Genomic DNA, 16,266 nt, shown 5'->3' on the forward strand with positions numbered 1-16,266 from the left:
TGCGCTTTCGCGGCATTAGTGACGCGTTAGGTGAGCAAATTTTGATCCGATCATTCTCGGAACCTCGTTGCCAATACCCGCGATCTCTCAGCCGGGGATGAGCGCGCGGTCGGCCAGCGCCCCGATCGCCGGCGCCAACATCCGCGAGTATTCGAGCGTCAGGTGCTCCCAGTCGAAGTAGACCAGCGTGTTGCCGACGATCACCGGGCAGCGGTTGGCGGTGCAGAACAACTCGGTGAGGTCGTCGTATTGTCCGCCGCCGGCTTTGGTGGCGGCGGTCTCGGCCGCGATGCCCGTTTGGTTCACGGCCGCCGCCCTCGTCGGCGAGCAGGCGGTCGCGTCGTCGAGGTGGCCGGACAGGCAGACCGGCACCGATGTGTCCGGAGCCGGCACCGGCCCGAGCACCAGCACCTGGGCACCGGTGCCGCGCAGCTGGCGCACGAGGCGCGTCAGGCCGTCGATCCACGCCGGGTCGTACGCCGAGAAGCCGGAGAGCCAGCCGTTGCCGTTGCCGGCGCCGTAGCCCCGCCACATGCTCACCACGATCAGCCGCGGGTGCTCGGCGCGTAGCCGGGCGAGGATCTGGCCGCGCCATTGATCGCAGTGTTCGACGTTTTCAACCAGGCGACTGAAGAGGTGACTTGTGATGGGCAGGTCCAGCGGTGGGCAGGCCCCTTTGCTCAACAGCTCCAGTCGCCAGTGCCGTTGGGTGGCGAGTTGCTCGAACGCGGGATCCCACATCGCGGCGTGCGAATCGCCGACCAGGGCCACCGTCGTCGCCGAGGCGGTATCGCCCGTCGCGCAGGTGGGTTGTCCGCCTTGGAAAGGCGTGCGCAGGCAGCCGTTGAACGAGTACGCGTGCTGTTCGGCTGTCGCGTCGGCCAGCGGCGGTGCCAGGTTGGATGGCACCGCTTTGACGTCGGCCGACGCCGCGACAGCGGCCTGCACCTGGGCGAACGCCTGCCGCACCACCGCGTCATAGGCATCGATGTCGGAGCCCGCGGGAGGGGGTGTCGCGTTGATGGTCAGCGCCGCGGCCGGCGCGCCGCGGCCGACCGGGATTGGGACGACGACCAGCAGAGCCACGCCGACCGCCACGGCGACCGCGGTGGCGCCACCGCCCAGCGCGAGACTGCGTAGGGGAGACCGGCGGATGGGTGCGGCGAATCGCAGCGGGTTCTCGATGCACCGCAGGGTGAGCACCGCCAGCCCGCCGGAGACCAGGGCGGCCGCCAACCTCCCGGCCAGGCCCAGTGGGTGGCCGAGCAGTGCGGGTGTCAACACCAGCACCGGCCAGTGCCACAGATACCACGAGTAGGAGATGCGGCCGATCGCTCGCATTGGCGATACGGCCAGCACGCGGCCGCATCCTTGCGTGGGCGTGGCGCAGCCGGCGCCGATCACGAGAACGGCACCCAGCGTGGGCAGCAGCGCCGCGATACCCGGATAGAAGGTCGCCGGGCTCAACACGGTGCAGGCCAGCAGGATCAGGCCCAACCCCGCCCACCCGGTGATGGCGGCGGCGTGTGACGGCAGCCGGCGCCACTGGCCGGCCGTGAGGGCTACCAGGCCGCCGGCGGCCAACTGCCAGGCCCTGGTCGGCAGCGAAAAGAACGCCACCGCGGGCATCACGTACGTGATCACCAGCGACAGGGCGAACGATACGGCCGCGACCAGCGCAAGGACCACCACATACGGGTGTTGCGAGGAGTCGTCGGCGGCGCGGCGCCGACGCCCACGCCGGATGAGCCATGCCGTGCCGATGATCAATGCGGGCCACACCAGGTAGAACTGCTCCTCGACGCCCAACGACCAGTAGTGCTGGAACGGCGACGGCGGCAGGTGACCCCCGAAGTAGTGGACGCCTTCGCCGATGAACCAGTAGTTGCTGATGTACAACGCGCTGGCGATGCCCTCCAGTAGGACGCTCGACGCCTGCAGCGGGGGTAGCAGGACCGCCGCCGCGATCGCGGTGACAACGCCTACCGCGGCCGACGCGGGTAGCAGCCGGCGGGCGCGTGCCCCGTAGAAGCGGCGCAGTCCGACGGTGCCGGTGGAGCTGACCTCGCGCCACAGCAGCCCGGTGATCAAAAAGCCCGAGATGACGAAGAACACGTCCACGCCGACGTAGCCACCGCCGATGCCGGGCACCTCGGCGTGGAAGAGGACCACCGCCAGCACCGCGACCGCGCGCAAGCCCTCGATGTCCGGACGAAACCCCGACCGTTCCGAGCGTTGAGGTTCCCGTCTTTCGGTAGGGCTAGCGCTCGCGGCCTGGCGCACGGTCACCTACCTGGACGAGGACGGGTTGTTCGAGTCGTGGCATTATCACACACCCGTCCAATACCTTTCGGCCATTCCGGCACGAGCGGACGCCGCGCACTGGTTCCCGGCGCTCCCGACCGGCCCGGTGCTGTTGACCACCTGTCCAAAGATCTTCTGGCTTTCACGTCGGTGCCACGCGGCCGTCGGGTTATGCTCCTGGGCGGCTGAGCCAGGGGTGCGGGGCCGCCGCTTTCATTCCACAGAATGCGAGGGGAAGTGAAAGGTCAGGATCCGCGATGAAATTCGTGCTCGCGAACTGGGGAACGCGCGGCGAGGTCGAGCCCTATGTCACTGTCGGCCGCGAACTGGTGCGCCGCGGGCATGACGTGCGCATGGCTGTCGCGCCGGAAATGGTCGACTTCGTCGAGTCGGCGGGGCCGGCTGCGCTTGCCTATGGACCGGAGTTGAAAGCCATCCTGGACCCGCACCGCGATTTCTGGACCTACTTCTTCGGCAACCCCTGGAAGATCCGCGAGTTGGGCAGGATGTGGAGCGAGGTTTCCGGGCCGCTGACCGAGTGCCGCGGCGAGGTCAGCAGGACGCTGACGTCACTGGCCGACGGCGCCGAACTGATCCTCACCGGCATGAACTATGAGGACACCGCCGCCAACGTCGCGGAGTATTACGGCATCCCGTTGGCCACGCTGCATATCTTCCCGTGGCGGGCCAACGGCCAACTCCTGCCATACCTGCCGGCGCCGCTGGGCCGCGCCGCGATGACGGCGTTCGAGTGGCTGTCGTGGCGCGGACCGAAGAAGGTCGAGGACGCGCAGCGCCGTGAACTCGGGCTGCCGGAGGCCACAACCCCCTGGACGCGGCGGATCGCCGAACGCGGATCCCTGGAGATACAGGCCTACGATGAGGTCTGCTATCCGGGGTTGGCGGCCGAATGGGCGAAATGGGACGGCCAGCGCCCCTTCGTCGGAGCGCTGACCATGGAGCTGCCGACGGACACCGATGACGAGGTCGCCTCCTGGATTGCGGCGGGAACACCGCCGATCTGTTTCGGGTTCGGCAGCGTCGGGGTGGAATCCGCGGTCGATACGCTGGCGATGATCAGCTCGGTCTGCGAAGAGTTGGGCGAGCGGGCGTTGATCTGCGCCGCCGGCACCGACTTCAGCAACATCTCGCGGGCCGAGCACGTGAAGGTGGTGGGAGTCATGAATTACGCTGCCGCCCTGCCTGCCTGCCGCGCCTTCGTTCACCACGGCGGCGCGGGCACCACGAACGCGGGCCTGCGCGCCGGACTCCCCACGTTGATCCTCTGGACGCTGCCCGATCAGGGGGCTTGGGGAGCCCGGGTCAAGCGGCTGAAGGTTGGCACCGGGCGGCTATTTTCGGCGACCACCCGCGAGTCGCTGGTCGCGGACCTTCGCACCACCCTTGCCCCGCAATGCCTCACCCGGGCCCGCGAACTCGCCTCCAAGATGACCAAATCGGCCGACAGCGTAAGGGTCGCCGCTGATCTGGTCGAAGATTTCGCCCGCACCAAACGTGTCGGCTGAGATCGGCGAGGGCGTCGAGCTCTTGTCACATCCCACTGGCCAGCGCGCGGTCGGCTAACGCCCCGATTACCGGTGACAACTGGCGGGAGTATTCGGGGGTCACATGATCGAAGTCGAGGTAGACCAGCGTGTTGCCCACGATGACCGGGCAACGGCCCACGGTGCAGAACAGTTCGGTGAGGTCGGCGTACTGCCCGCCTCCGGCCTTGGTGGCGGCGGCCTCGGCGGCGATGCCGGATTCGTTCACCGCAGCCGATCGTGGCGGCGAGCAGGCGTTCGCGTCATCGAGGTGGCCGGACAGGCAGACCGGCACCATTGATCGCGGATCCGGGACCGGCCCCAGTACGAGCACCTGCGCGCCGGTGCTACGCAGCTGCTGCACGAGGCGGGTCAGGCTCGCGATCCACGTCGTGTTGTAGGGCGTGAAACCGGGCTGCCAATTGCCGGCACCGTAACCCCGCCACATGCTCAGCACGACCAGCCGGGGGTGCTCGGCCGCCAACCGGGCGAGGATCTGCGCGCGCCACTGCTCGCAGTGGCGAAAATGTTCAACCACCCGATCGAGGTGATTGGTAACGGGCACGTCTATCGGCGGGCAACCCGCCTTGGCCATGAACTCGAGCCGCCAGGGCCGTTGCGTGGCGATCTCCTGGAAGCCCGCGTTCCACATTGCGGCGTGCGAGTCGCCGAGCAGGGCCACCGTCGTCGTCGAGGCGGTGTCGCCCGTGGCGCATTCGGGCTGCCCGCTTTCTTTGTCTGTCCGAAAGCAGCCGTTGAACCGCATGGCCTTCTGACCGGCCGCTGCGTCGGCGAGCGGTGGGTTGAGGTTGGAGGGTACGGCTTTGAGGTCGGTCGACGCGGCGACCGCGGCGTGCACTTGGGCGAACGCTTGACGCACTGCGGCGTCGTAGGCGTCGATGCTCGAGCCCGCGCGGGGAGGTGCGGCGGTGATGGTCAGCGCCGCGGCCGCAGAGCCGTGCCCGACCGGGTTCGGTACCAGTTCCAGCAGTGCCGCGCCCACAGCCACCGCGGTCGCGGTTGCGGCGGCGCCGAGTCCGAGGCTGGCCAGGGCCGATCGGCGGATCGGGGCGGCGAATCGCAGCGGGTTTTCGAGGTAACGCAGGGTGAGCACCGCCAACCCGGCCGAGACCAGGGCCGCTGTGAGCCGGCCGGCCAGCCCGAGTGGGTGGCCCAGCAATGCGGGTGTCAGGACCAGCACTGGCCAGTGCCAGAGGTACCAGGAGTAGGACACCCGGCCGATGGCCTGCATCTGCGGTATCGCCAGGACGCGACCGCATCCTTGCGTAGCTGCGGCGCAGCCCGCGCCGATCACCAGCACGGCGCCGATGGTCGGCAGCAGCGCGGCGATACCTGGATACAGGGTGGCCGGGCCCAGCCAGGTGCAGGCCAGCAGGATGAGGGCCAGCCCTGCCCATCCGGTGATTGCGGCAGTTCGCGGCGGCAGTCGGCGCCACCGGCCGGCCGTCAGGGCCACCAGACCGCCGGCGGCCAATTGCCAGGCACGGGTCGGTAAGGAAAAGAACGCCGCGGCGGGCACCAAGTACGACATCAGCAGCGACAGCGCGAACGAAGAGACCGCGACCAGCGCGAGGATTGCAAGATACGGGCCCCCCGAAGCAGGGCCATCGGCACTCTTGCGCCGACGCCGGATGAGCCATGCCATCCCGATGATCATCGCCGGCCACACCAGGTAGAACTGCTCCTCGACGCCCAACGACCAATAGTGCTGGAACGGCGAGGCGGCCAGGTGCCCGCCGAAGTAGTCGACGTTCTGCCCGATGAACCACAGATTGCTGACATACAGCGCGCTGGCAATGCCGTCACCAATGACGACCTTTGCCTGTAAGGGAGGTAACAGGGCCGTCGAGGCGATCAGGGTGGCGACGCCTACCGCGGCCGATGCAGGTAGCAGTCGGCGGGCCCGCGCGCCATAGAAGCGGCGTAGCCCAACCGTGCCATTGGCGTCCACCTCCCGCCAGAGCATCCCGGTGATCAGGAAGCCCGAGATGACGAAGAAGACGTCCACACCCACGAACCCGCCACCCAACCCCGGGACCTCGGCGTGAAACAGGACAACGGCGACCACCGCGACGGCGCGCAATCCCTCGATGTCCGGCCGGAACCTCGATGGTGTCGGGTGTTGACCGCGCAGCCCTTCGGCGGGGCTGACGCTGTCCGCTTGGGGCAAGATCACCTACTCGGTAAGAGGATCGGTTACTTCAGCAAAGCCGTCATGTGCGAGTGATCGCTTGGCTCGGCAGATGATTCGGGCTGATCGCCGATCCAATCGAGCAGAGCCCGCAGACCGTCCTCGAGGGCCCACCGCGGACGCCAGCTGAGCTCGCTTTTGGCCGGCTCGATGTCGCAGCTCGCCGCGCGTACGTCGCCGTCGCGGAATTTGCCCACGACGGCCGGTTCGGGCGCATCGCAGATTGCGGCGATCTTGCGAGCCAGCTCATGGATGGTTGTCGGGACATCCGATCCGATGTCGACACAGCGTGATCGATTCGCAGGATTCTCGATTGCAGCGAACAAAGCTTCGACGACATCTTCTATATAGACGAAGTCGCGCACGATCCGCCCGTCTTCGTAGACCTCCAACGGCTGCTTCTCGCGCGCCAACCGTGCGAAAAGAGCGACTATTCCCGTGTAGGAATTGGTCAGCGACTGGCCCGGCCCGTATACGTTTTGCAGCCGCAGCACGCTGAGACGGGTGTCGTGCGCGGCGGCCCAGGCGGTCAGGATGTGCTCTTGGGCGAGTTTGGTCGCGGCGTAAATGTTGGTCGGCCGCGGCTCCGTTCGACCGGCACAGCTCGCAAGCGGGACGGGCGCATCGTTCGTGGGCCCGTGCGGATCCCAGATACCGGCGACGAGTTGAGCGTGGTCGCGAGGCCGCGGATAAAAGATGTGGGAGCCGCACTGCCAGGCACCCTCGCCGTAGACCGCCCTGGACGACGCCAGGACGAGCTGGTCGGGGACCTGCGCTGAGCGGCTCAGGGCGTCAAGGAGTTGTGTCGTTCCGACCACATTGACCGAACCGTGGCGCGAGGCCTCGGAAAGCGATTGCGCCGTTCCGGTCTCCGCCGCCAGATGCACGACCTGGGAAGGCCGGCACAGCCGAAGCACCGCATCGCAGTCGGGCGCATGGGTGACATCGCCGGTGAACAACCGCACGGATGGCGGCAGGTCGATCGCTGGACGTTCGCCATGCACCTGCGGATGCAAAACATCCATGACCGCGACGTCATAGCCGGCCGTGACGAGACGCCGCGCGAGCGCGGACCCGATGAATCCTGCCCCGCCAGTGATGAGCACTGATGTGGACAACAGCCGACGCCTCCGGTTCCTCTGTGGAGGAAAATAGCTGACCGGCACGCGTACACCCAGGGTGCGGTCCGGGTGATCATACCGAGGCCCCCGCGGCACGAACATCAATTGAGGTCGTCAATCGATCTGGCCGGTCAGTTCGAACTCGGCGAGCGTGCGCTGGGCGAGTTCGCGCAAAGCGGGCTTGGTGGTCACGACGCCCGGTTGATAGGTGACGACGTGGATGCACACCTTGCCGAGGCCCGGCGAGCTGAAGGACAACACCTGCAGGTGCCCGCCGGTTCTCTCCAGCCATTGTCGCGTGACGTGTTGCCTCGTCCCTCGTGCCCAGGCGTAGTCGCAATGGGTGCCGTCGAGAAGGCCCACCGAGAAGCCGACGTCGCCGAGATGCGAACAAACGACCGGCAGATCCGGGTCGTTGAGCGCGGCATCGACGCCCCGCCTCCACGTCCGCTTCGGAGTGAACGGGGTCAGCGCGGCCAGCTGCGACGACAGACCTGGGGCTTCCCGCAGATCCTGCAGCGCCTGTTTGATGGCTGCGCGGGCCTCACGCAGATCCGTCGTCACCCGGGTCGGGTCGATTGTGACGCGGGCGAACGACACTGCGACCGCACGCGTATCACCCTCGGTGCGGTCGCTCTTGACGACCTGCAGGGTGACGGCGCCGTCATCACCGCGCCGGCGCCCGAGGTGCTCCGCGAGTTTCGCGGTCAACCCGGCGGCCAGCGTGTTGCTCGATCCGCCCAGAGCCTGCGCACGGGCATTCCAGTGATCCACGTCGACGAGAATCGAGGCACCGGGCAAGATGACCGGGTCACCGCCGCCGTCTCCACGCGGGGTGACGGGCCGCCGTGCCAGTGCGGGGCGGGCAGTGTCGCGCCGCTGACGCCGGGAGAGTCGTGCAAACGCGATCATCGCGCGGGCAGCGTCGGGGAGGTCCCGGGCCGTTTGGCGGGCATCCTCCGCCGCCGCGCGCAATCGCCCCCGTGAGCGCGGCGGCGGGTAGCCGAGCTCGCGCGTCTGACCCAGCATCGCCTCGATCGCCGCGATGAGCAGACCGATGCCGTCGAGCACGTAGTGGGACGCCACCAGGGTGACCGCTGTCGAGCCGTCGGTCAGAGGAAGGACACCGAGGTGCCAGCCGGGCCCCGCTTCGGGATCAACGGGCCGTTGTGAGCGTTCATCGGTCCAGTCGCTGAGCTCCGCGCGGGGACGGGCACGCTCGGCGATATCGATGTCCGCCGGCCCACGATCCAAGACCCACCGATGCCGGCCGAACGGCAGCGGCGAACGCTCGATGAGCCGTGCGAGCAACCCGTGACCGAGATTGTGGTGAAAGCGTCTTAGCCCATCGAAGTCGATAGGGCGCTCATAAAGCCACAGGATCTGCATGACTTCCTGCTGGCCGACGGCGCAATGCCCCGCATAGAAGGCTTGGTCCAGCAACGCGAGCCGGTTGTCTGCCACGGATCAGCCTCCGATGACACGGGACTCGCCCGTGACGCCGCGCGATACGGGGTGGGCCTTGAGGGCGTCGGCCCGGGTCATCACTGCGGATCAGCTCCGGTGCTTCGGCGAAGTAGCTAAGAACGCACAGAAAGACTAACCCCGGCAAGAGGGAGCCGGCAGGTCCTCCTGACCTCCCCGTGGGGGCTATCCGCGGGCGAGCGCGCGCTCGGCCAGCGCCCCGATCACCGGTGCCAGAAGGCGTGCATACTCGGTCGTCAAGTGAACGTTGTCGAAGTAGACGAGGTTGTTTCCGACGATCACCGGGCAGCGGTCGGCGGTGCAGAACAGTTCGGTGAGGTCGGCGTATTGCCCGCCCCCGGCCTTGGTGGCGGCGGCCTCGGCGGCGATGCCGGATTCGTTCACCGCTGCCGACCTCGACGGCGCGCAGGCCGTTGCATCGTCGAGGTGGCCGGACAGGCAGACCGGCACCGATGAGAGCGGATTGGGGACCGGGCCGAGCACCAGCACCTGCGCACCGGTACCGCGGAGCTGCTGCACCAGGTGGGTCAGGCCGTCGAGCCAGGCCGCGTCGTATGACGTGAAACCAGGCTGGTAGCCGCGCCCGATACCGTACCCGCGGAACATGCTCACCACGACCAGCCGTGGGCGCTCGGCGGTCAACCGGGCGAGGATCTGAGCGCGCCACTGCTCGCAAAAGGCGTTGGACACCGCGCGCTTGACGGCGTCGGTGATGGGCAGGTTCATCGGTGCGCAGCCGCCCTTACCCAGCGTCTCCAGCCGCCAGTGCTGCTGCGACGCGACTTGCTGGAGCGCTGGACTCCACATCGTGGCGTGCGAGTCGCCGAGCAGCGCCACCGTCGTCGTCGAGGCGGTGTCGCCGGATGCGCATTCGGGCTGCCCCACTTCGGTGAGATTGCGCAGGCAGCCATTGAGAAACACGGCCCTGAATTCAGATCCCGCGTCGGCAAGTGGGGGATTCAGGTTGGAGGGTACGGCTTTGAGGTCGCTGGACGCGGTGACCGCGGCGTGCACTTGGGCGAACGCTTGGCGGACTGCGGTGTCGTAGGCGTCGATGCTCGAGCCCGCGGGGGGAGGTGTCGCGGTGATGGCCAGCGTGGCGGTGGCCGGGCCGCGGCCGACGGGGACGGGCATCCACGCCAGGAGCGCCACGCCGACGGCGACGGCGGTGGCGGTGGCGGTGGCGCCGAGGGCGAGGCTGGCCAGGGCTGATCTGCGGATCGGCGCGGCGAATCGCAGCGGGTTTTCCAGGTAGCGCAGGGTGAGCACGGCCAGCCCGCCGGAGACCAGGGCTGCTGCCAACCTGCCGGGCAGCCCGAGTGGGTGGCCCAGCAGCGCGGGTGTCAGGACCAGCACCGGCCAGTGCCACAGGTACCAGGAGTAGGACACCCGGCCGATCGCCTGCATTTGCGGTACCGCCAGGACGCGGGCACATCCTCGAGTGGCTGCGGCGCAGCCGGCGCCGATCACCAGCACGGCGCCCAGCGTGGGCAGCAGCGCGGCGATGCCTGGATACAGGGTGGCCGGGCCCAGCCAGGTGCAGGCCAGCAGGATGAGAGCCAGCCCCGTCCATCCGGTGATCGCGGCAGCGCGGGGTGGCAGTCGGCGCCACCGGCCGGCCGTCAGAGCCACCAGGCCGCCGGCCGCCAATTGCCAGGCCCGCGTGGGCAGCGAAAAGAACGCGACGGCCGGGACCACGTAGGTGACCGCGAGCGACAGCGCGAACGACAGAATTCCGACCAGCAGCAGCACCGCGAGGTAGGGCTTCTTCGAGGAGGTGGCATCGGTCTTGCCGCGTCGCCGCACGAGCCGGATGAGCAACGCCGTCCCGAGGATCATCGCCGGCCACACCAGGTAGAACTGCTCCTCGACGCCCAACGACCAATAGTGCAGGTACGGCGACGTCGCCGTCGACCCGGCGAAGTAGTCGACTTGTTGATGAATGAATTGGTAGTTGCTCACATACAGCGCGCTGGCGATGCCGTCGCCAAGGACGATTCGGGCCTGCAGCGGCGGCAGCAGCACAACCGAGGCGATCGCGGTGATCACCCCGACCGCGGCCGACGCGGGCAGCAGTCGGCGGGCCCGCGCCCCATAGAAGTTGCGCAGCCGCACGGTGCCGCTGGTGTTCGCTTCGCGCCACAGCAGGCCGGTGATCAGGAAGCCGGAGATGACGAAGAAGACGTCCACGCCCACGAACCCGCCGCCCAACCCCGGGACCTCGGCGTGAAACAAGACGACGGCGACCACCGCCACGGCGCGCAAGCCCTCGATATCCGGGCGAAACCCAACCTTCGTCGGGCGCCGATCCTGCACCCGCTCGGTGGGGGCAACGCTGTCGGCCTGGGTCAAGGTCACCTACCTGGTAAGAGGACGAGCTTCCCGAACCGGGGGATTATCACACACCTGTTCAACAGATTAGGTATGTTCGCCAATCATCACGTCATCGTTCGTCGGCCCGCGAGACTCCGGACGTTCGGGCTGCCAAAAACCCGACTGGAGGCGCCCCAGAGGCTCGTTGCGGGCGCCGCGCCAGATCGGTGAGTCAGCGCCGGCGGACCCAGTGCCACGCCAATGCAGTAGTACCAATCTGCAGCCGAGATCACGGAGGTGAGCCGGTGAACGTAGTCGATAGTCCGACGGTGGGCGCTCTGACGCTGGATCGGACGAGCCTCCACCATCTCTGGAAAGCGATTCTCGTCGGCGTTGCGTTAGGTGTGGCTACGGCGTGTTACTTCGCGCCTATTCTGCTGGTCGCGCTGGGCGCACTTCTATTGGTGCTGCTGTGCGCGCGCTTGGTTTATCGGAATCGCGACCGCTTCATCCCCAATCTGTATGCACGGGACATTACGGTTTATGACGACGCATATCGCGCATTCATCGCCCGCACGCTTGCGGAGCTGCGGCGGTCCAAGATTTCAGGACACACGCTGCTCTGGGAGGCGTCGCGCCTGCCGAAGCAATGCCCCGAGGATCCCGAGGAGCTGCTGCTTGATCTGGGCGTCTGGATCGGCTGGTCGACAAGGCTGATATCCGATGCTTCCGGCCGCACGGTATACGGCTTCGACACCTTCGAGGGCCTTGTCGAAGACTGGCAAGTCGACGACCAGATGGTCTTCAAGCGTGGAACCTTCTCGCTGACGGAACCACTCGCACAGCGTCTGATGCCGGACACCGGCGTAATTTTGCATGACGGGATACCAGACACACTCGGTCGGAAAGTGCAGTTCATGCGGGGGAGCACGTACGAGACATTGGCCCCGTTCCTGGCCGAGCGTCCAGCCAGCCCCGTCAGGCTTTTCCACATGGATTTGGACACCTATGAGAGTTGTCTGCACGCGTTGGAGACATGCAAGGATCGCTTCACCGAGGGATCGATCCTCGTGTTCGACGAGTATCTGGTCACCAATGGCGAAATGCTTGCTTTCTATGAGTTTCAAGCGCGGTACGGGTTGGAGTGGCGCTATCGCGCGTGGGGGCTCGAGACCTGGGAGATGAATGTCGAAATGGTCACCTCGCGGTGGCGACGCTGGCTGTACTACTTCGTGTTGATCGCGGTGTATTGGTCGATCGGAAATGGGCAGTACGCGTGGAATTTATTCGGCAGGCGATTTTGGCGATTTTGGTTGGGCGCACCGATCGGCGACATCCTTTTCATGCTCGGCGCCGCGGGACAGCGGAAGTCGGTCAGCCTGGAGATCACGGGTCTGGGCCGGCTCGACCCAACCGCCCACCACGCCCAGGACAACGCGTGACCGTGCAGTCGATTCGACCCCCTTCCAATTCAGGGTTCGCGGCCGGGGCGCACCTCTTGTCAGACACGCGTTTAATCGCAAGGATCGTCGCGTGAACTTCAACGACGCTCTGACGATGTTGGTGGACGCCCTACCAGGCGCCAACCGAATCAAGGCGGTGCAGCGGGCGCTCGACGGACGGGTGAAGCCCGTTTATCTGGAGATCGGCGTATCGAAGGGCCTTGCATTCCGGCGGATCACCGCCGACGAGAAAATCGCCGTCGACCCGGAATTCAGGCTCTCGGCGCGCTCCCGCGAACAGGCAGATGCGAAGGCACGCGTCACCCACTACTTCGAGACGACCAGTGACGACTTCTTCGCGAACCAGGCGGCGTTCCTCGAGCAGCGCCCCATCGACGTCGCCCTGATCGATGGCATGCACACCTACGAGCAGGTGGTGCGCGACGTCGAGAACACGGTGCGCTACCTGCGGGACGACGGCGTCATTTTCCTGCACGACTGCAATCCCGCGACCGAATTGATCGGCCGTCGCGCGGAGTCGTGGGCCGACTTTGTCGCACAGCAGAAGGGGCCACTGATCATTGGTTTGTGGAGTGGCGACGTCTGGAAATCGATAGTCCACCTGCGCAGCGTGCGGGACGACCTGCAGGTCGCGGTGCTGAAGTGCGACACCGGCGTCGGAGTGGTGCGTAAAGGACCTCCAGAGTCACGACTGTCCTACTCGCCCGCTGAGGTCGAGGCGCTGACGTATGCGGATCTCGCCGCCGATCGCAAGCGGTTGCTGAATTTGAAGCCGGCTCGGTTTCTCGGCCAATTTCTCGGTGAGACCGCCGGATCTCCTCGGAAGTAAACGCCCGATGCCTCGACATTTCCCGTGTGTGGCGGGCGACCGGGATATGCTGCCGGGCGGCTGAGCCGGCGTTGTGGGGGCTGCGCTTTCCCCTCGCAGAATGCGCACGGAAAGTGAGGACAAGGCCTCGATGAAATTTGTGCTCGCAAGCTGGGGAAGTCGCGGCGACGTCGAGCCCAACCTCGCCGTCGGTCGTGAGTTGCACCGCCGGGGGCATGAGGTGCGCATGGCCGTCCCGCCGGACCTCGTCGGGTTCGTGCAGTCGGCGGGGGTTACGGCAGTCGGCTTCGGGCCGGAGGCGCGATCGATTCTCGACGCGCACCGCGAGTTCTGGACCTGCTTTTTCAGCCACCCATGGAGAATCCGGGATCTGATCGGGTCGCGACTCGACATAGCGGGGCGCCTCCTCCAGGGATGGCAGGAGATGGGCACGGCGCTGATGTCGCTGGCGGACGGGGCCGACCTGATATTCACGGGCATCAATTTCGAGGACGCTGCCGCCAATGTCGCGGAGTTTTACGACATTCCGCTGGCCACGTTGCATTACTTTCCGCTACGGCCCAACAGCCAGACCCTGCCATTCCTGCCGGCGCCGTTGGCCCGCTCGGCAGTCAAGGCCTACTGGTGGGTGAATTGGCGTGGGGTGAAGAAGGCCGAGGACGCCCAGCGCCGTGAACTCGGCCTGCCGAAGGCGACGAGCTCCGCGCCGCGACGGATTACCGAACGGGGATCGCTGGAAATTCAGGCCTACGACGAGGCGTGCTTTCCGGGGTTGGCCGCCGAATGGGCGAAATTCGACGGTCAACGTCCGTTTGTCGGCACGCTGACCCTCGGGTTGGCGACGGATGCGGACGAGGAGGTCGCGTCCTGGATTGCCGCAGGGACACCGCCGATTTACTTCGGCTTCGGGAGCATCCCCGTCGAGTCCCCGGCAGACACGATCGCCATGATCGGCGCGGCCTGCGCGGAGTTGGGCGAGCGGGCATTGATTGGCGCCGCCGGAACCGACTTCAGCAGTGTTCCCCATTCTGACGCCGTCAAGGTGGTGGGCGCGGTGAACTTCTCGACCGTCTTTCCGGCCTGCCGGGCGCTCGTCCACCACGGCGGCTCGAGCACCACACCCATTGCCATGCGCGCGGGGGTCCCGCAGCTGATCCTGTACTGGGACCTCGTTCACGCGGTCTACGGGGGTGCGGTCAAACGGTTGAAAGTTGGCACCGCCCGGCGCTTTTCGAGTGCTAACCGGGAATCGCTGGTGGCGGACCTCCGCACCATTCTCGCCCCGGAATACGCGACCCGCGCCCGCGAGATCGCCGGCCGGATGACCGAACCCGCTAAAAGCGCCGCGGCCGCCGCGGACCTGCTGGAAGAATTCGCCTGCCTCAGGCGCGTTGGCTGATGGCCAGCAGGCGCCGTCGTGGTGATCAACGCCGCCACGTCTGACCGATTACTGCGCTGGGCCCACGTGAGAGGCCTTCGAGGACACGGGCAAATCAGTGCGAGCTGATGCGCTTGTCGAAATGAACGAATACGTAAAGAACGCGAAAATATAGCCCGAAACCCATAGATCTGCCACAGCCCCGTGGTAACTATGGCCAGATTCATATCTACCGCAGGTCGGGTCGGCACTTGTTGGACCCAACAGGAAGGCCCGGATCCGCGTGAAATTTGTGGTGTCAAACTGGGGAAGCCGTGGCGACATCGAGCCCTGCGTAGCTCTGGGCCGTGAGCTGCACCGCCGCGGGCACCACGTGCGCATCGCCGTCCCGCCCGACCTGGTCGATTTCGCCGAGTCGGCCGGGGTTGCGGCGGTCGCATACGGCCTGGATTGGTCGGCCACGATGCAAGCGGTGCGCCCGTTTTGGACTTCGCTTCGGCGCAACCCCTGGAAGATCCAGGACCTGATCAGGTTCGGGCGCGAAAGTTGGGAGCTGGGCGCCCGGTGCTGGGAGGAGATGAGCACGACGCTGGCGTCGCTGGCGGACGGTGCCGACGTACTGATCAGCGGTCAGAGTTTCGAGCCGCTAGTCAGCAACGTCGCGGAGCGTTACGACATCCCGATGGCCACGCTGCATTTCTCCCCGGCACGACCCCGCCGTCACCACCTCATGGCGCAGCTGCAAGCGTGGGAATATTGGCTACTGACGAAGAAGGTCGAGGGCGCGCAGCGCCGTGCACTGGGCCTGCCGGAGGCCACGCGCCCCTGGACGCTACGGATCGCTGAACGCGGATCACTCGAAATCCAGGCATACGACGAGGTGTGCTTTCCCGGGTTGGCAGCCGAATGGGCGAAGTGGGATGGCCAACGGCCGTTCGTCGGCGCACTGACGCTGCAGTTGGCCACGGATACCGATGACGAGGTCGCGTCCTGGGTTGCCGCCGGATCACCGCCGATCTATTTCGGGTTCGGCAGCCCGGCGGTCGCCTCCGCGGCCGACACACTCCGCATGATCGGCGAGGCCTGTGCGCAGTTGGGCGAGCGAGGGTTGGTCTGCGCCGGCGGGACTGATTTCACCGACCTGCCCCGGTTCGAGCACATCAAGGTGGTGAGCGCGGTGAACCACACCGCCATCTTCCCCGCCTGCCGGGCGGTCGTTCATCACGGCGGCGCGGGCACCACGGCCGCCGGCCTGCGCGCCGGGTGCCCCACGCTGATCCTCTGGAATCTGCCGGCCCAAGCGCCCTGGGCGGCCCAGGTCGAACAATTGAAGGTGGGCACCGGGCGGCGCATATCGCACACCAACGAGAAATCGTTGGTCGCCGATCTGCGCACCATTCTCGATCCGGAGTGCCGTGCCCACGCGCGCGAGCTCGCCACCCGGATGAGCGAACCCCCCAAGAACGCCGTGGCCGCCGCCGACCTCGTCGAGGATTTCGCCCGGCCCAAGCGCGTCGGCTGAGGCTCCCGATCGAGCCGGTCCCGCCGGGGACCGCAAGCTCTCTTCCGCTCGGGCCGCCAACGGTTATCGCTGCAGCTCAGACGGCCCGTACTCGA

General features: G+C 66.9%; 10 protein-coding genes. 5 read left to right on the plus strand and 5 right to left on the minus strand.

The window, feature by feature from the left end; all coding sequences use genetic code 11:
* Positions 1-87 precede the first annotated feature (87 nt).
* Complete coding sequence (locus A5705_RS22080) at positions 88-2,289, minus strand: acyltransferase family protein (protein WP_067882735.1); 2,202 nt, start codon at positions 2,287-2,289, stop codon at positions 88-90.
* Positions 2,290-2,561: 272 nt separating this feature from the next.
* Here A5705_RS22080 and A5705_RS22085 point away from each other — a divergent pair, with 272 nt between their 5' ends.
* A complete protein-coding gene (locus A5705_RS22085) occupies positions 2,562-3,830 on the plus strand; it encodes a glycosyltransferase (RefSeq protein WP_068280029.1) in 1,269 nt (422 codons plus the stop codon).
* A 25-nt stretch (positions 3,831-3,855) separates the two neighbouring features.
* Here the strand turns inward: A5705_RS22085 and A5705_RS22090 are convergent, their stop codons facing one another.
* From A5705_RS22090 to A5705_RS22105, 4 genes are all read right to left on the minus strand, one after another.
* Complete coding sequence (locus A5705_RS22090; RefSeq protein WP_067882757.1) at positions 3,856-6,039, minus strand: acyltransferase family protein; 2,184 nt, start codon at positions 6,037-6,039, stop codon at positions 3,856-3,858.
* 26 nt (positions 6,040-6,065) lie between these two features.
* On the minus strand, positions 6,066-7,166 hold the full coding sequence (locus tag A5705_RS22095; protein WP_067882737.1) for an NAD(P)-dependent oxidoreductase: 1,101 nt from the start codon (positions 7,164-7,166) through the stop codon (positions 6,066-6,068).
* Positions 7,167-7,295: 129 nt separating this feature from the next.
* The gene (locus A5705_RS22100; RefSeq protein ID WP_231964527.1) at positions 7,296-8,645 is read right to left on the minus strand and encodes a hypothetical protein; all 1,350 of its coding nucleotides are present in this window, start codon (positions 8,643-8,645) and stop codon (positions 7,296-7,298) included.
* A 186-nt stretch (positions 8,646-8,831) separates the two neighbouring features.
* Positions 8,832-11,024, minus strand: coding sequence for an acyltransferase family protein (locus A5705_RS22105; protein WP_082956631.1), 2,193 nt, complete (start codon positions 11,022-11,024; stop codon positions 8,832-8,834).
* A gap of 284 nt (positions 11,025-11,308) precedes the next feature.
* On the opposite strand from A5705_RS22105, the gene A5705_RS22110 reads away from it, so the two are divergent.
* The 4 genes from A5705_RS22110 to A5705_RS22125 all read left to right on the plus strand — a co-directional run bounded on the left by A5705_RS22110 (position 11,309) and on the right by A5705_RS22125 (position 16,171).
* Positions 11,309-12,421, plus strand: a complete 1,113-nt coding sequence (locus tag A5705_RS22110) for a class I SAM-dependent methyltransferase (protein WP_067882738.1) — start codon at positions 11,309-11,311, stop codon at positions 12,419-12,421.
* Positions 12,422-12,536: 115 nt separating this feature from the next.
* Entirely contained in the window at positions 12,537-13,271 is a 735-nt protein-coding gene (locus A5705_RS22115) for a class I SAM-dependent methyltransferase (RefSeq protein WP_067882760.1), read from the plus strand.
* A 130-nt stretch (positions 13,272-13,401) separates the two neighbouring features.
* Entirely contained in the window at positions 13,402-14,670 is a 1,269-nt protein-coding gene (locus A5705_RS22120; protein ID WP_067882761.1) for a glycosyltransferase, read from the plus strand.
* Between the two features lie 262 nt (positions 14,671-14,932).
* Positions 14,933-16,171 carry a glycosyltransferase gene (locus A5705_RS22125; protein ID WP_067882739.1) on the plus strand — a complete coding sequence of 413 codons (1,239 nt, stop codon included), beginning with the start codon at positions 14,933-14,935 and terminating at the stop codon, positions 16,169-16,171.
* Positions 16,172-16,266 lie beyond the last annotated feature (95 nt).

The sequence above is a fragment of the Mycobacterium sp. E787 genome (assembly GCF_001668725.1).
Classification (GTDB): Bacteria; Actinomycetota; Actinomycetes; order Mycobacteriales; family Mycobacteriaceae; genus Mycobacterium.